The following is a 14,376-nucleotide window of genomic DNA, read 5'->3' as shown; positions in this document are numbered from 1 at the left end:
TCTGCGCTACGGGTCGTCCGGGGTTTGCGTCTGCGACTCGACCTCCCAGCCTATCCGCTCCGCGGGCCGGTCACGCGTATCCGGCGGTGGGCAAGGAGGTCCCGCGCCGCTAGCTTCTCCAGCCCGGTACGGACACCCGCATCGTCAGAGCGTGCTCGACCAGGGCGATGAGGGTGCTCTTCACCGAGTCCCGCTGCCGGGCGTCGGTCCGTACGATCGGGATGTTCGGGGCCAGGGTGAGGGCGTCGCGCACCTCCTCGTCCTGGTGCGGATGGTTGCCGTCCCAGCCGTTGAGCCCGATGACGAACGGCAGCTTCGCCTCCTCGAAGTAGTCGACGGCCGGGAAGCTGTCGGCCAGCCGCCTGGTGTCGACCAGCACGACCGCGCCGATCGCGCCCCGGACCAGGTCGTCCCACATGAACCAGAAACGGTGCTGCCCGGGCGTGCCGAACAGATAGAGGATCAGCTCGCTGTCCAGGGACACACGGCCGAAGTCCATCGCCACCGTCGTGGTGGTCTTGCGTGGAATGAGGCCCAGGTCGTCGATGCCGGCGCTTGCGTCGGTCATGACCGCCTCGGTGGTGAGGGGCACGATCTCGGACACGGCGCCCACGAAGGTCGTCTTACCGACGCCGAAGCCGCCCGCGACGACGATCTTCGTCGACGTCAACCCGCCACGGCTAGAGCCTGCGAAGTCCACTGAGAACCCTTTCGAGCAAGTTGAGATCCGGCTTCCCGGCGTCCAGCTGCGGCTGATGCAGCTGGACCAGGCCTTCGGCGGCCATGTCCGAGATGAGCACCCGGGCCACGCCGAGCGGCACCCGCAGGAGCGCGGAGATCTCGGCGACGGAGCGTACCTGGCGGCAGAGCGAGTTGATCGCCTGGTACTCCGGGATCAAGCCGGAAATATCTTGGTAAGCCGGAATCGTGGAGTGAACCAGCGTTTCCATGGCCAGATGCGTCCGCGGCGCCGAGCGCCCTCCGGTGACTGTGAAGGGCCGGACAGGCGACGACGGCTCCTGCTGGTACCGCCGTAAACCGTCCTCCCAGCCGGGACCACCCATGGAGGTCACCGCGGTGACGACGCCTGAAGCTCGGCGCGCACGGCCGGGGTCAACACCTGACCGGCGCGCTCGACCATCAGCGTCATCTGGTACGCCACCAGGCCCATGTCACAGTCCGGGGCGGCCAGCACGGCCAGGCACGAACCGTCGCTGATCGACATGATCAGCAGCAGCCCCCGCTGCATCTCCACCACGGTCTGGGTGACCGCTCCACCCTCGAAGACCCGGGAGGCCCCCTGGGTCAGGCTGATCAGGCCCGCGGCCACCGCCGCGAGCTGGTCGGCCCGGTCCTTGGGGAAGCCCTCTGAGTACGCCAGCGGCAGCCCGTCGGAGGACACCACCACCGTGTGCGCCACCCCCGGCACACCCCGGACGAAGTCGGTGATCAGCCAGTTGACCCCGCGGGCGCCTTGGCTCAGCTCTCTCACTTGTCCTCCTTGTCGCCCTGAATGCGCCGCAGCTCGGCGTTGAACGCCACCTCGTCCTCGCTCAGCTCGCCACGGGCGACCGCCCGGCCCTGCCGGATGCCCTGCTGGAAGCTCGACAGCCGGCTGCGCGCCCGGTCGGGCGACAGCGCCGGCATGGCGGGCAGAGGCGTCGCGGCGGCCTCGGGTGTACCGGCCGATCCGGGTACGAGGTTCGCCTTGGGCACCCGCTTGGGCAGGCCCGCGGCGGTGGTCCCGTCGCGCACCGGCTCCTGGACGACCGCCGCCGCCTGCCATCCGGCGTCGGCGGGGATCTCCTGCCATCCGGTGGAGGCCTTCTCCTGGTCCTGTTCGCGGTCCACGCGCCGGAACCAGGCCGACTCGACGGACGCGAAGATCGGCAGGAAGTCGTCCTCCTGCTCCATGGGAGAGGAGCGCACGGCGGGAAGCGGGCCGGTCACGGCGTCCAGGTCGGAGGTGTCGTACCGGCGCGGGCGCAGGCGGGAGGGCAGCTCCCCGCCTGTGCCGCCGGGTCCTGTGGGAGGACCGGCGAGCCCGCTCTGTCCCGTGGTGGGTCCCTTGAACAAGCTCGGCCCCGGCGGCGCGCCGCCGAAGCCCGGGCCCGTGGGCGGGCCGCCGAATGCGTCGGAACCCGGGCCCGCGTACCCGCTCGAGCCGGTGGCCGGGCCGCCGAAACCGCCGCTCGGGCCGGTCGGCGGGCCGCCGAAACCACCCGACGCACCGCCGGGTCCACCGAAACCACCCGAGGCACCGCCGGGTCCGCCCAAACCATCGGCTCCGGGGGGAGGTCCGCCGAAACCGCTGGAACCCGGGCCGTACAGCCCGCCCGTGGCAGGGCCGCCGAAACCGCCGCCGGAGCCGGTCGGCGGGCCGCCGTACCCTCCACCGCCGGTCATCGGGCCGAGAGCGCCGCCGCCCGTGGTGGGACCGAGGGGTCCCGCGCCGTTGGAGGCACCGAACGCGGGCGGCTCGGTGAACGGGCCGGATCCGCCCGAGAAGTCGAACGTGCCGTTGGCCGGGGTGGACGCGGTGAACATGCCCTGTCCGGCGGGCTGCCCGGTGGCGGACCACGCGGGTGCCCCGGCACCCGTGAACGACTGCGCGCCCGGGGAGACGCCGGCGCCGACGGGGTGCGCGGCCATGCCCATGAGCGCCTCCGGCAGCAGGACCATCGCGGTCAGGCCGCCGGTGTCGTGCCGCCGCAGCTGCACGCGGATGCCGTTGCGCAGCGCGAGCCGGCCGACCACGAACAGGCCCATCCGCCGCGACACCGAGACGTCGACGACGGGCGGGTTGGCGAGCCGCCAGTTGGTCTGGGCGAGCTCCTCGTCGGTCATGCCGATGCCGGCGTCGGTGATGGAGATCATCACGCCGCCGCCGTCGATGCGGTTGGCCGACATGGTGACCCTGGTCTCGCGGGGCGAGAAGGAGATGGCGTTCTCGACCAGCTCGGCCAGCAGGTGGATGACGTCGTTGACCGCCTGCCCGGCGATGGAGATGCCGGTGGGGACGTGCATCGCCACCCGCTCGTAGTTCTCCACCTCAGACAGCGAGGCCCTTGTGACGTCCAGCAGTGGCACGGGCTGGCTCCACCGGCGCGCGGGCTCCTGGCCGGCGAGGACCAGGAGGTTCTCACTGTTGCGCCGCATGCGGGTGGCCAGGTGGTCGAGCCGGAACAGGTCTCCGAGGCGGCTGTCGTCCTGCTCGCCCTGCTCCAGGCCGTCGATCAGCGTGATCTGCCGCTCGACCAGGGTCTGCGTGCGGCGGGAGAGGTTCACGAACATGGCGCTGACGTTGCTGCGGAGCTGGGCCTCGTCGCTCGCCAGGCGGATGGCCTCGCGGTGGACCTCGTCGAAGGCCCGGGCCACTTCGCCGACCTCGTCGGCGGAGGCGACGCCGATGGGCAGTACCTCCGGCGGCCCGGTGTTGCCCTCGGACTCGCGCAGCTTCTGCACCATCTCGGGCAGGCGCCGCCCAGCGATCTCCAGCGCCTCGCCCCGCAGCCGCCGCAGCGGGCTGACCAGCGACCTGGCCATGACGACGGTGATCGCGAGGACCAGGATGAGGAGGACGGCCACGACGCCGATGTTGATGGCGGCCTGGCTCTGGTCGCCGCGTGCCAGCTCGGCCGCGCGGTCGACGATGGAACGGCCCAGGGCCCGCTGCACGTCGTGCATGCGGTTCAGGCCCTCGCTCGCGGCGTCGAACCAGAAGTCGACGTCGTTCGTGCCTCCGCCGCCGAGCCCGCTGAGCTGCTGGTTCTGGCGGGTGAGCTCCAGGATGCGCTCGACCAGGCCGGCGGCGCGGTCGATCTTCTGGCCGCTGACGGTGTCGGCGTACAGCTGCCGCTCGGCGAGCGTCGCCCTGGAGAAGAACACCTTGAGCTCGCTGGCCTGCTCCGCGCGGGCGGCGTTGAAGGCCTCCAGCTCGGCCTGGCCGAACCGGCGGGTGATCAGCGCCATGGCGACGAGGCCTCGCTGCCTGGACGCCTGCTCGGCGGCGCGGGAGAGCGACGCGAGGGAGGACGCACTGGCGTCCAGCGTCTCGTCCGTGCTTCCGCGGGCGGTCTCGTCGAAGACGGTGAGCAGGTCGTCGAGGACGAGCGAGTACTTCTGGAGCGCGGGGAGCGCCGGGAGCTGCGAGTCGGTGATCGTCGCGCGGAGCGAGCGGATCTCGGAGAGCCGGTCGAGCAGGCGGGAGACCACCTGGCGGCCGATGTCTCCGAGGGCCGGCTCGACGACCTTCCTGCGGTCCTGGACGATCTGGACGGCCGAGTCGACCGCGTTCTGCTGGTCGGCGAGCTTGGTCTGGCTGCCGCGGCGGCCCGCGGCGACGAACCTCGCCGAGAGGTCGCGTTCGATGTCGAGCTGGTGGCCGAGGTCGCCCAGGCTCGTGACGAACTCGGCCACGGTCCTGACGCGTTCATATTCGGTGGCGCTCTGCACCGAGGTCGCCACTCGCAGGCCGCCGAGCAGGACCGCCACCAGGGTGGGTACCAGAACCAGCGCGATAAGACGGGTCCGGACCCGCCAGTTACGCAGAGCGAGCAGGCTTCCCGTCCCGTGACGCGGGTTGGATGGAGCATCCGTCTCGGAACGCGGTCGGGCTGCTTCCGGATTGGTACCGCGACCGCTCTCGATTGTTGCTGTCCTCACTGGTCGCAACCTCTCGCCAGCTGGTCTGCTTTGGGGGGTATGGGGACTTGCTCATGTGACGCATGACAAGTCAAGGGGCAATTGGAGCATAAGCCTACGAGTTCGACCAACAGCCATGGGTCGTTAGAACGGTCCAATCCGTTATTCGATCAATAAGAATCACGCTCGGTAGTGCAGGGCGAGTTCACGATGGCGCCCACCAGGCAACCTACCTGCAATATCGCCAAATTTGGCGTTATAGCGCTCCAAAGGCTTATACCTCGCATAGCGCCAACCGCTGGTCAAACTGGACTTTTTTACGAGTTTCATGACATAGGCGGCTTATGCGTGTTAGTTCCGATCTTCCTCCGCTAGGCTTCACGCTCGCCGTGCCACAACGGTCTCCTCAGGAGCAGCAGGCACTCTTCCCCCACACCTAAAAGGACTCCTCAATGAGAAGACTCAGGGGTCGTACCTTCATCATCGGCGCAGTGGCCACTCTGGCTCTCGCCGCGTGCGGAAGCCCGAATACAGGTTCGAGCGCGTCCGGCGGAGGGTTGGAAAAGACCACGATCACGGTCGGCGTCCTCGCCATCGCCGACGTGGCAGGACTCTACATCGCGAACCAGAAGGGCTACTTCAAGGAGGAGGGCCTGACTGTTAAGCCCGATATCCTGCAGAGCACGCAGTTCGCCATCCCGAAACTTCTCAGCGGCGGCCTTGACCTGGCCCTCGGCAACTACTTCTCGATTCTTTCTGCCACCGAGAAGACCAACGACAAGTTCCGCTTCGTCTCCGACACCTTCCAGGCCAAGAACGACGTCTTCGACATCGTGGTCCCGAAGGACTCCCCGATCCAGTCGGTGAAGGACCTCAAGGGCAAGAAGATCTCCATCGCGGCGCTGAACAGCATCGGCGAGCTCGCGGTGGGCTCCACAATGCGCGTCGCGGGCCTCGACCCGAAGGCCGACGTGACCTTCATGCCGATGGCCTTCCCGCAGGCCCCCGCCGCGCTCAAGGCCGGCCAGATCGACGCGGCGTGGCTCACCGAGCCGTTCCTCACCGGCGTCCAGAAGGACATGGGCGCCCGCAAGATCGCCGACACGATGACCGGCGCCATGGCCGACTTCCCGATCGCGGGCTGGACGGCCACCGAGGACTGGACCAAGAAGTACCCGAAGACGATGGCGGCCTTCCAGCGGGCCATCCTCAAGGGCCAGCAGGACGCGTCGGCCGACCGCAAGGCGGTCGAGCAGGTGCTGCCGAACTACAGCCCGATCAAGCCCGAAGTCGCGTCCGTCATCAACCTGGGCGCCTACCCGACCTCGCTCAGCGCGACCCGCATCCAGCGCGTCGCCGACCTGATGTTCGAGTACGGCTACCTGTCCAAGAAGATGGACGTCACCCCGCTGCTGGTCCCGCTGCCTCAATGATCGACCGCCGAGTGGTCCGCGGCGCCGCAGGCGTCGCGGTCCTCCTCATCGCCGCGGAGCTGGCGGGCCGCTCAGGCCTGATCGATCCGGTGCTGCTTCCCCCGGTCTCCACGGTGCTGGCCGCCGCCGGGGGGCTCGTCGCCGACGCGGATTTCCTGACGGACCTCTGGGGCACCCTGACCGTCTGGGCGATCGGGCTGCTCACCGCGATCCTCATCGCCGTCCCGCTCGGCGTGCTGCTCGGCACCCTCCCCCGCGCGGAACTGGCCGCCCGCCCCATCGTGGAGTTCCTGCGGCCCATCCCCTCGGTCGCGCTTCTCCCCCTGGTCACGCTGCTGATCGCGGACGGCCACAGCGTGAAGATCACCGTGATCGTCTTCGCCGCCTCGTGGCCCGTCCTCATCAACACCATGTACGGGCTGCGGGACGTCGACCCGGTGGCGAAGGAGACGTTGCGCAGCTTCGGCTTCGGGCGGTTCGCCGTGCTGGCGCGGGTGTCGGTGCCGAGCGCGGCGCCGTTCGTCCTCACCGGCGTGCGGCTGGCCGCCGCCATCGGCCTCGTCGTCGCGATCAGCGCGGAGCTCGTCGCCGGCGGCACCGACGGGATCGGCGCCTTCATGATCCGGGCGGGCTCGGGCCTGCGTACGGACCTCATCCTCGCCGCGACCCTGTGGGCGGGGCTCCTCGGGCTCGTCGCCAACGCGCTGCTCGTGCGCGTCCAGCGGCAGGCCTTCCGCTGGCACACCGCGAAGGCCGGGGGTGACGCGTGACCACGACCACCACGAGACCGGCCACCGCCTGGCGGGGCGGTGTCATGGCCGTTCTGACCAGGGTGTGGCTGGTGCCCATCGTGATCGCCGCCTGGGAGCTCGGCACCCGGCAGGCGGACTCCACCTACTTCCCGCCCCCCTCCGAGATCATCGCCCGCATGCACGAGCTGTGGTTCTCGGGCCCGGCGTCCCACCTGTTCCTCACCGACCAGGCGCTCGCCAACTTCCCGCCCAGCCTCGCGCGCCTGTTCGGCGGGTGGGCGCTGGCGTCGGTCATCGGCATCGGGCTCGGGGTCGCGCTCGGACGCTCGCGCACTCTGTCGGGCTACATCGACCCGCTCGTCGAGTTCGGCAGGGCCATCCCCCCGCCCACCCTGATCCCGCTGTTCATCATCATCTTCAAGATGGGCGCCCAGATGCAGGTGGCGACGATCGTCTACGGGGTGATCTGGCCCATCCTCATCAACACCATCGACGGAGCCCGCTACGTGGACCGCGTCCACGCCGACACGGCACAGGTGTTCGGCGTCGGACGGGCGCAGCGGCTGTTCCGCATCACCCTGCCGGCCGCGGGGCCCAAGATCTTCGCGGGACTGCGGCTCAGCCTCTCCCTCGCCGTGATCCTGATGGTGGTCTCCGAGCTCGTCGGCAGCACCAACGGGATCGGCTACCAGCTGATGTTCACGCAGCAGAACTTCGACCTGTCCGGGATGTGGGGCGCGATCGTGATCCTCGGCGTCCTGGGCTTCCTGTTGAACGCGTCCTTCCTGGCGGTCGAACGACGCGTCCTTTCCTGGCACCGGCGAGCCCGGCAGACAACCTGAGGAAGCACCGTGCTCGATGTCGTCAACCTGAGTCACACCTACGGCGAGGGACCGAACGCCCACCAGGCCCTCGGAGGAATCGACCTCAAGGTCGCCGAGGGCGAGCTGGTGTGCGTCGTGGGCCCTTCCGGCTGCGGGAAGTCCACGCTGCTGCGCTCCATCGCAGGGCTCATCCGGCCCACCGATGGGCAGATCCGCATCCGGGACACCACGGTCGCGGAGACGCCCGGCGACCTGGCCGTCGTCTTCCAGGACTACAGCCGCTCGCTGTTCCCCTGGATGTCGGTCGGCGACAACGTGGCGCTGCCGCTGCGCAGGCGCGGCAAGGACCGCGCGGCGCGCCGGGCGGCCGCCGCCGAGGCGCTCGAAGAGGTCGGCCTGGGCGCCGCCTCCTCGAAGTTCCCATGGGAGCTGTCCGGCGGGATGCAGCAGCGCGTGGCGATCGCCCGCGCCCTCGCCTACCGGCCTTCCCTGCTGCTCATGGACGAGCCCTTCGGCTCGGTGGACGCCCAGACGCGTGAGGACCTTGAGGACCTGGTACTCAAGGTGCGCGAGCACCACCGCATGACGGTCCTGCTCATCACCCACGACATCGACGAGAGCGTGTACGTCGGAGACCGTGTCGTGGTCCTCACGCGCTCACCGGCGCGGGTCGCGGGCGAGCTGCCCGTGGACCTGCCGTTCCCCCGCGACCAGATCGCCACCAGGGAGCTCCCGGCCTTCGTGCACCTGCGCGCCGAGGTGGGCCGGCTGGTTCGCGACAAGAAGCAGCCGTCCCCGTTCCAGGCCTAGGACCAGGCCTGACCATCCCCGGGGAGCTCTCCGGGGCTACTTCTCACTGACTGGAGTGAAAATGACCGACCCCGGAAACCTGATCTGGGACGTCCTTCGCGGCGGCTGGCGCGTCGCGGCGCTGAAGACCATGGTCGACCTCGACTGCGCCGCGCACCTGAGCGAGGGGCCGCTCTCGGTGTCCGAGCTGGCCTCCCGTTGCGGGGCGCACGGCCCCTCCCTTGGCCGCGTGCTGAGGACCCTGGCGGCCATCGGCGTGGTGGAGACGGTGGGCCAGGACACCTATGCGCTCACCGAGTCGGGCGCCATGCTCGCCGCCGACTCGCCCCGGTCGCTGCGCAGCGCGGTGATCGCCAACACCGATCCGACCATGTCGTACGCGATGACCGAGCTGACCGAGACCGTCCGCACCGGACGGTCGGCGTTCGTGGAGCGCTACGGCGTCCTGTACGACTACCTGGCGACGGACCCGGAGCTGGCACGGGTCTTCAACGACTTCATGACCGGCCGGGCGGTCCCCATGGCCGAGGGCGTCGCCTCGCTCTACGACTTCTCTGGCATCGGCACGCTGATGGACGTCGGCGGCGGGCGCGGGCACATCCTGGCGGCGGCGCTGCGGGCGAACCCCGGCCTTCGCGGCGTGCTGTTCGAGCTTCCCCACGTCCTGCCGGACGCGCGCGAGGCGTTCGCCTCCTGGAACCTCTCCGACCGGTGCGACTTCGTGACCGGCGACTTCTTCACGTCCGTCCCGGCGGGCGCCGACGCCTACCTGATGGGCAGCGTCATCCACAACTGGGACGACGCGGACGCGCTGCGCATCCTCAAGGTCGTGAGGTCGGCCATGGCCGAAGACGGCAGGCTGCTGCTCGTGGAGATCGTCGTACCGGACGACGACAGCGCGCACTTCGGCAAGGACCTCGACATGCGCATGCTGGGCCTGTTCGGTCAGGGGCGCGAGCGCAGCCGGTCGGAGCACACGACGCTGATCGAGAAGGCCGGCATGAGGGTTACCAACGTGATCCCGCTGCCGTGGAACGCCAGCCTCATCGAGGCGACCCCCATCTGACCTGGCCGGTCACCGCTCGTGGCGGTTCCGGGCCGGAGGCTCAGCGGCCTCCCCAGCCGGGAACCGCCACGCGCATCGTCAGGGCGTGCTCCACCAGCGCTATGAGTGTGCTCTTCACCGAGTCGCGCGAGCGGGCGTCGGTCCGTACGAGCGGGATGTGCGGGGCGAGCGTCAGCGCCTCCCGCACCTCCTCGTCGGCGTGGGCATAGCGCCCGTCCCAGCCGTTGATGCCGACGACGAACGGGAGGCCGGCCTCCTCGAAGTAGTCGATCGCCGGGAAGCAGTCGGCCAGCCGGCGGGTGTCGACCAGCACCACGGCGCCGATGGCACCGCGGACCAGGTCGTCCCACATGAACCAGAACCGGTGCTGGCCGGGCGTGCCGAACAGGTAGAGGATCAGGTCCTGGTCGAGCGACACGCGGCCGAAGTCCATGGCCACGGTGGTGGTGGTCTTGTGCGGTGTCAGACCCAGGTCGTCGATGCCGGCGCTGGCGTCGGTCATGACCGCCTCGGTGGTGAGGGGCACGATCTCGGACACGGCGCCCACGAAGGTGGTCTTGCCGACGCCGAAGCCGCCCGCGACGACGATCTTCGTCGAGGTCAGCGCCGCGCCGCGGCTAGAGCCTGCGAAGTCCACTGAGAACCCTTTCGAGCAAGTTGAGGTCCGGCTTACCCGTGTCCAGCTGCGGGTGGTGCACCTGGACGAGGCCCTCGCCCGCCATGTCGGCGATCACGACACGCGCCACGCCGAGGGGCATGCGCAGCATCGCGGCGATCTCGGCGACCGACCGCACCTGGCGGCACAGCGTGCTGATCGCCTGCTTTTCCGGAGTCAGAGTTGAAAGATCCTGGTGTACCGATGTGGAGGAGGAGACGAGGGCCTCCATGGCGAGCGAGGTCCGGGGAGCGGTACGTCCCCCGGTCATGGCGTATGGCCGGACCAGGGAACTCTGTTCCATCGGTTCCGGCGCTGGAAGAGGTGCCGCCGCGCCGGAAAACCGGCGGGCGTCCTCGATCGGCGGGTACGACGATCCGCCGCTCAGCGGATCACCGTCATCTGTCCAGCCGCGGCGTGCCACAGCGTCCTCCTGTCATCGGCCTCTCACCTGGGTTGAGACGCCTGGAGTTCGGCACGCACAGCCGGGGTCAGAACCTGACCGGCACGCTCAACCAACAACGTCATCTGGTACGCCACCAGGCCCATGTCACAGTCGGCGGCGGCCAGCACGGCCAGGCACGAACCGTCGCTGACCGACATGATCAGCAACAGGCCCCGCTGCATCTCCACCACGGTCTGCGTGACCGCTCCACCCTCGAAAACCCGGGAAGCGCCCTGCGTCAGGCTGATCAGCCCTGCGGCCACCGCCGCGAGCTGGTCGGCCCGGTCCTTGGGGAAGCCCTCTGAGAAGGCCAGTGGCAGTCCGTCGGCCGAGACAACGACAGTGTGCGCCACGCCTGGGACGTTGTTCACAAAGTCGGTGATCAGCCAGTTGACTCCACGGGCGGCCTGGCTCAGCTCCCTCACGAGTCCTCCTTGTTGCGTTCAACGTTTCTGTTGGGGGAAAGGTCGTCGTTCAGCTCGCCGCGGGCAGCGGCCCGGCCTTTCCTTACGCCCTGCTGGTAGCTCGACAGCCGGCTTCGCACCCGGTCAGGGGAGAGCGACGGCTGCGGAGTGAAGACCGACGGACCCGGGTCGGCAGACCCGGGCACGAGGTTGGCCTTGGGGACCCGCTTCGGCAGCCCGGACGAGGTGATGCCTCCGAGGGAGGGATCGCTCGCCGCCTGGGCCGCCTGCCAGCCCGCGTCGCCCGGAGACGACCAGGTCCTGGACTCGGCGGGGTCCACGACGACGGCTTCCTCGCCCCGCTCGGGCGACTGCGCCGGGTGGACCGTCTCCTCCTGCTGGCGGGCCTCGGCCTGGCGGGGCGCCGGTTCCAGGTCGGAACGCCGGAACCAGTCGGACTCCACCGCCGCGAAGATCGGCAGGAACTCCTCCCCGCCGTCCAGGGGCGAGCTGTGGACCGCGGGCAGCGGGCCGGTGTGGTCCATGTCGGGGACCGCCCCGAACGAGCGGCTCGACCTGTCGAGGGGGCCGGTCGCGGAGCCGCCGGTCAGCGGACCCGAGTAGCCGCCACCCGACGGTGGGCCCGCGTATCCGCCACCCGTCATGGGCCCGGAGGGACCGCCGCCGGTCATCGGCCCGGAGGAACCTCCGCCGGTCAGGGGGCCGGTGTGCCCGCCGCCCGCCGAGGGGACGGCCGGCCACGAGGCGGTGTCCTGGTTGGCCAGGTCGGAGGACCACGAGGGAGCGCTTTCACCGCTGCCGGGCGCGGGGGTGTCGGCGGGCCACGGGGTGTCGATGGGCGGGTTCGGGTTGAAGTACCGGTCGAACGGGTCCTGCTCGGCGGGCGTCTCCTGCTCGAACGGGTCGCGCCGCTCGCCGGAGGGCGCGCCCTCGAACGGGTCACGCCGGCCGGGCTCCGGGCGCTCGAACGGGTCGCGCGTGCCCTGCTGCGGGCGCTCGAACGGGTCGCGTTCGAAGGGGCCGCGTTCGAAGGGACCGCGGTTCAGCGGTCCGGCGGTGGCGCCGACACCTGGGGCGTCCGCCCCGAAGACCGGAGCGCGCATCCCGCGCGAGGCGGGGGCCTCGAAGCCGCTCGGAGCCGTGAAGGCACCGGTGTCGAACGACGACGGCGTCGGGGCTCCGAAGTGGCCGGCGCCCGTCATCGGCCCCGCGGCGTCCATCGGCATCCCCGGCATCCCGGCGAACTGCGGCGCGCCCGGCGCGGAGAGCAGCGTCTCCGGCAGCAGCACCATCGCGGTGAGGCCGCCGGCGTCCTGCTGGCGGAGCTGCACGCGGATGCTGTGGCGCAGCGCCAGGCGGCCGACCACGAACAGGCCCATGCGGCGGGACACCGAGACGTCCACGACCGGGGGGTTGGCGAGCCGCCAGTTGGACTCGGCCAGCTCGTCGGCGGTCATGCCGATGCCGCTGTCGCTCACCGAGATCATCACGCCGCCGCCGTCGATGCGGTTGCTCGACACCACGACCTTGGTCTCGCGCGGTGAGAAGGAGATGGCGTTCTCCACCAGCTCGGCGACCAGGTGGACGACGTCGTTCACGGCCTGGCCGACCACGGCCATTCCCGACTGCACCCGCACGTCGACGCGCTCGTAGTTCTCGACCTCCGAGAGCGAGGCGCGGACGATGTCGACGATCGGCACCGGCTGGCTCCAGCGGCGCGCGGTCTCCTGGCCGGCGAGGACCAGGAGGTTCTCACTGTTGCGACGCATGCGGGTGGCCAGGTGGTCGAGCTTGAACAGGTTGCCGAGCCGGTTCTCGTCCTGCTCGCCCTGCTCCAGGCCGTCGATGAGGCTGAGCTGGCGTTCGACGAGCGTCTGGCTGCGGCGGGAGAGGTTGACGAACATCGAGTTGACGTTGCTGCGCAGACGGGCCTCGTCGCCCGCGAGGCGGATCGCCTCGCGGTGGACCTCGTCGAAGGCCCGGGCGACTTCTCCCATCTCGTCGCGAGAGGTGACGCCGATGGGGACCACCTCGGCGGTCGGGGAGCTGTCGGTGCTCTCGCGCAGCCGCTGGACCGTCTCCGGCAGCCGTACGCCGGCGATCTCCAGGGCCTCGGCGCGCAGCCTGCGCAGCGGGCGGGTCAGGGAGCTCGCCACGACGGCGGTGATGATCAGGACCAGCAGCAGCAGGACCAGGATCAGGCCGCCGGAGATCAGTGCCTGGCGCTGCGCCTGCTCCTGCAGCGCCTGGCTCTGCTGGACGACCGAGCCGACCAGCCGCTCCTCGACCTTGCGCATCCGGTCGGCGACGGCCGTGGTCGAGACGTACCAGGTGGTGGTGTCGTCGCGGCGGATCGGGTCGAGGTCCTGGATCTCCTTGTACTGGCGCAGCTGCGCCAGCGCGAGCGCGCGCATCCAGTCGGCCTTGTCGACCTGCTGTCCCTTGACGGTGTCGTTGTAGAACTTCACGTCGGCGGCCGTCGCCTCGGCGAGGAACGTCGCCGTCTCGCTCTGCTGGCGGCTCCACGAGCCGGGGAAGTTCACGAAGTCGTCGTAGTCGAACCCGCCGCCGCCGGTGTTGAGGGTGGCGAGGCCGACGGTCATGAGGCCTCGCTGCTGGGAGACCTCTTCCTTGGCACGGCTGAGGGCGCCGAGGGCGATGCTGTCACCGAAGAGGCGCTGGTCGTTGCCCGAGGTGCCGAGCTCGCTCTGCATGGATCCGAGAACGGTGATGAGGGAGGAGTACATGCCGAGCGCGGCTCGGGAGGGCACGCCGGCCTCCGCGATACGGGTACGGAGGCCGGGGAGGCCTTCGAGCCAGCGTTTGATCTGCTGGGCCTCGGAGCGCACACGCGCGGTGTGGGAGGGATCGAGGTTGGTGACCGCGGTCAGGACCGGTTCCCTGGCCCTGTCCACGACGTCCTGCTGGGTGCGCACCCTCTTGAACCGCGCCTGGCGCCGCCCGTCGGCGATGTACCACGCCGTGAGGTCACGTTCCCTGTCCACCTCGTGGATGAGGACGTCGATCTTCTCCACCAGCGCGGCCACCTCGCTGAGGCGGCGGTAGTCGGAGGAGGTGGCGATGGCGTTCGTGAGCTGGACGGCGCCGAGGATGACGCCCACGATCGTCGGGATGATGATGAGGGCCACGAGACGTGATCGGACGCGCCAGTTCTGGAGCCGGAGCCAGCTTCCGCTCCTCGGCGTACGCGCCATGGATGGCCCGGACCGCTCCACACGGTCACCTTGACCTGGGTTACCCCGAGGGTCTTCTGTCCTCACTGGTTTTCGCAACCTCTCACCGAGCCTGGCGTGCAGGGGGG

Annotated in this window: 13 protein-coding genes; 5 read left to right on the top strand and 8 right to left on the bottom strand. The window is 70.0% G+C overall.

Going from position 1 to position 14,376, the window contains the following annotated elements:
• Positions 1–109: 109 nt before the first annotated feature.
• Genes OG589_RS01425 through OG589_RS01410 form a run of 4 tightly spaced genes read right to left on the bottom strand, consistent with a single transcriptional unit; the run spans position 110 to position 4,494 of the window.
• On the bottom strand, positions 110–670 hold the full coding sequence (locus OG589_RS01425) for a GTP-binding protein (RefSeq protein WP_405145411.1): 561 nt from the start codon (positions 668–670) through the stop codon (positions 110–112).
• A 10-nt stretch (positions 671–680) separates the two neighbouring features.
• Positions 681–1,064: a DUF742 domain-containing protein gene (locus OG589_RS01420; RefSeq protein WP_344949353.1), complete on the bottom strand. Its 384-nt coding sequence runs from the start codon at positions 1,062–1,064 to the stop codon at positions 681–683.
• 5 nt (positions 1,065–1,069) lie between these two features.
• Positions 1,070–1,483 (bottom strand): roadblock/LC7 domain-containing protein, encoded by a 414-nt coding sequence (locus tag OG589_RS01415; protein WP_358547557.1) that lies wholly within the window; start codon positions 1,481–1,483, stop codon positions 1,070–1,072.
• Between the two features lie 5 nt (positions 1,484–1,488).
• Positions 1,489–4,494 carry a nitrate- and nitrite sensing domain-containing protein gene (locus OG589_RS01410; protein WP_405145409.1) on the bottom strand — a complete coding sequence of 1,002 codons (3,006 nt, stop codon included), beginning with the start codon at positions 4,492–4,494 and terminating at the stop codon, positions 1,489–1,491.
• Positions 4,495–5,135: 641 nt separating this feature from the next.
• Between OG589_RS01410 and OG589_RS01405 the strand changes: the two genes are divergently transcribed.
• The 5 genes from OG589_RS01405 (at position 5,136) to OG589_RS01385 (ending at position 9,529) form a co-directional block, all read left to right on the top strand.
• Positions 5,136–6,077 carry an ABC transporter substrate-binding protein gene (locus tag OG589_RS01405; protein WP_405145407.1) on the top strand — a complete coding sequence of 314 codons (942 nt, stop codon included), beginning with the start codon at positions 5,136–5,138 and terminating at the stop codon, positions 6,075–6,077.
• A complete protein-coding gene (locus OG589_RS01400; RefSeq protein WP_405145405.1) occupies positions 6,074–6,847 on the top strand; it encodes an ABC transporter permease in 774 nt (257 codons plus the stop codon). The genes OG589_RS01405 and OG589_RS01400 overlap by 4 nt, the downstream gene beginning before the upstream one ends.
• Positions 6,844–7,671, top strand: coding sequence for an ABC transporter permease (locus OG589_RS01395; protein WP_405145404.1), 828 nt, complete (start codon positions 6,844–6,846; stop codon positions 7,669–7,671). The genes OG589_RS01400 and OG589_RS01395 overlap by 4 nt, the downstream gene beginning before the upstream one ends.
• Before the next feature lie 9 nt (positions 7,672–7,680).
• Positions 7,681–8,463 (top strand): ABC transporter ATP-binding protein, encoded by a 783-nt coding sequence (locus tag OG589_RS01390; protein WP_405145403.1) that lies wholly within the window; start codon positions 7,681–7,683, stop codon positions 8,461–8,463.
• A gap of 61 nt (positions 8,464–8,524) precedes the next feature.
• On the top strand, positions 8,525–9,529 hold the full coding sequence (locus OG589_RS01385; RefSeq protein WP_405145401.1) for a methyltransferase: 1,005 nt from the start codon (positions 8,525–8,527) through the stop codon (positions 9,527–9,529).
• A 40-nt stretch (positions 9,530–9,569) separates the two neighbouring features.
• Here OG589_RS01385 and OG589_RS01380 read toward each other — a convergent pair whose 3' ends face one another.
• The 4 genes from OG589_RS01380 to OG589_RS01365 form a co-directional block, all read right to left on the bottom strand.
• A complete protein-coding gene (locus tag OG589_RS01380) occupies positions 9,570–10,166 on the bottom strand; it encodes a GTP-binding protein (RefSeq protein ID WP_405145400.1) in 597 nt (198 codons plus the stop codon).
• A complete protein-coding gene (locus OG589_RS01375) occupies positions 10,147–10,488 on the bottom strand; it encodes a DUF742 domain-containing protein (protein WP_405145399.1) in 342 nt (113 codons plus the stop codon). The genes OG589_RS01380 and OG589_RS01375 overlap by 20 nt, the downstream gene beginning before the upstream one ends.
• A 143-nt stretch (positions 10,489–10,631) precedes the next feature.
• Positions 10,632–11,045 (bottom strand): roadblock/LC7 domain-containing protein, encoded by a 414-nt coding sequence (locus OG589_RS01370; protein WP_214413570.1) that lies wholly within the window; start codon positions 11,043–11,045, stop codon positions 10,632–10,634.
• A 5-nt stretch (positions 11,046–11,050) separates the two neighbouring features.
• Complete coding sequence (locus OG589_RS01365; RefSeq protein ID WP_405145397.1) at positions 11,051–14,203, bottom strand: nitrate- and nitrite sensing domain-containing protein; 3,153 nt, start codon at positions 14,201–14,203, stop codon at positions 11,051–11,053.
• Positions 14,204–14,376 lie beyond the last annotated feature (173 nt).

It is taken from the genome of Sphaerisporangium sp. NBC_01403, assembly GCF_045040145.1.
Classification (GTDB): domain Bacteria; phylum Actinomycetota; class Actinomycetes; order Streptosporangiales; family Streptosporangiaceae; genus Sphaerisporangium; species Sphaerisporangium viridialbum.
This window is presented reverse-complemented; position numbering and strand designations above follow the sequence as displayed.

Coding starts and splice junctions, on each gene's coding strand:
- OG589_RS01375 (WP_405145399.1), bottom strand. CDS start 10,488: ATGGAACAGAGTTCCCTGGTCCGGCCATACGCCATGACCGGGGGACGT.
- OG589_RS01400 (WP_405145405.1), top strand. CDS start 6,074: ATGATCGACCGCCGAGTGGTCCGCGGCGCCGCAGGCGTCGCGGTCCTC.
- OG589_RS01420 (WP_344949353.1), bottom strand. CDS start 1,064: ATGGGTGGTCCCGGCTGGGAGGACGGTTTACGGCGGTACCAGCAGGAG.
- OG589_RS01385 (WP_405145401.1), top strand. CDS start 8,525: ATGACCGACCCCGGAAACCTGATCTGGGACGTCCTTCGCGGCGGCTGG.